General features: G+C 36.2%; 1 protein-coding gene. It reads right to left on the bottom strand.

The genetic code is table 11. The features are described from left to right. Window positions 1–607: 607 nt before the first annotated feature. Window positions 608–1,144 carry a hypothetical protein gene (locus Q4567_RS22185; RefSeq protein ID WP_303502478.1) on the bottom strand — a complete coding sequence of 179 codons (537 nt, stop codon included), beginning with the start codon at window positions 1,142–1,144 and terminating at the stop codon, window positions 608–610. Between the last annotated feature and the right edge of the window lie 208 nt (window positions 1,145–1,352).

Here is a 1,352-nt window from a genome sequence, read left to right as displayed (position 1 = left end):
GTTTGTTTTACGTTTGCCTAAGTAATAACTTAGGATGCCAATAACTATTACAGAGATAAATATTATCTCTCCAAGTAGTGTTGCATTGATATTCATGCGTAATTCTCCTTTTGCATATAACTTCCAAAACAGCGGAAAGCGAGAGCGTATTTGGGCGAAGCCCAGCGAGTGCTTTTCCGGTGCTTTTGTTTGTTATGAGGTGACAATATGACAACCCCAAAAAGTTTATACATTTAATAACACCCTATTTGTTTTTTAAAAACAACCGGAATGTTGATTTCAATGGATTTGAAAGATGACACGCCGCTTGTTTAACAAAATGTAGCCGCAAGCTGTACCACACGATTTAAACAACAATATAAGTCAATAAAGTAACAAAATTAAGAGTGATGTATACGTTGAATAACTTAAAAAATAATAAACAACTACATTTTAAAAACGAACGAATTACGGTAGCTAAACATCAATAAAAATAACCAGTAGAGAGCAGGTTTAGACTGCCACTACATTAATTCTCTTTAACCTCATAACGCCTCATTAAGAGGCAAAAAATTGTTGGCTAAAATAAGCGACGCAGGAGCAAAAGCCAACTGTTTTTTGTCCTGCTTTAATGACTTGTTATAAGTACAAGCAACTGAACCATTGCCCATATTCCCAGACAAACCGGTGCGATAATTTCAATGGTTAATTTTAGATAGATCATTCTATACAACCAACTGAGTTTATTAGTTATCTCCCAATCAGCGGAAGATAAAGCGTCAGCTTGCATATCATTTTTATCTTGTTCATTGACTTCGTCAGGAATATTTGCAAAATCACTCTCATCAAATGCATGAGAATAATGAGTTAACATGATTTTTTTAGCAGATATTATTTTAAAAAATGGATGTATCCATTTAGCTATTTCAATAGCAGCATTAGAAATGAAATGAAGAAAAAAATAAGCTAGGACTGCAAAAAGGAACCAGCCGATAATACCTTGTTGAGGTGTGGTAAAACTTACACCTAATAACGCAAGTTTTGAAGGTAGCTCTCCCGTAAGCCCTATAAATAAGCAAATGCCAGATATAAGTAAACTATTTCGCCTTAAGACCTTTGTTTCGTCTGAGAATGGACTATCGTAAATTGAAAACTTTTCGCTCATTTACATTCCTTGTTTGAATTAAGCACCCAAACTATAAGTACTTATAACGCCCCTAATAAACGGCGCAAACTTGCTGGCTACACTGGCGAGGAACGAGCTCCAGCCAGCGAGTTTGGGTCCGGTTGATTGGATTGATACTCATTGAGCCTCCCCAATCAGCGTAACTTTTAGGCTACTCTGATAGGTGACAAAACCAAACGGAGAAGCT

The organism is Aliiglaciecola sp. 2_MG-2023, from assembly GCF_030548145.1.
GTDB classification, from domain to species: Bacteria; Pseudomonadota; Gammaproteobacteria; order Enterobacterales; family Alteromonadaceae; genus Aliiglaciecola; species Aliiglaciecola lipolytica_A.
Note: the sequence above shows the minus strand (reverse complement) of the source record. Positions and strands in the feature narration are given on the sequence as shown.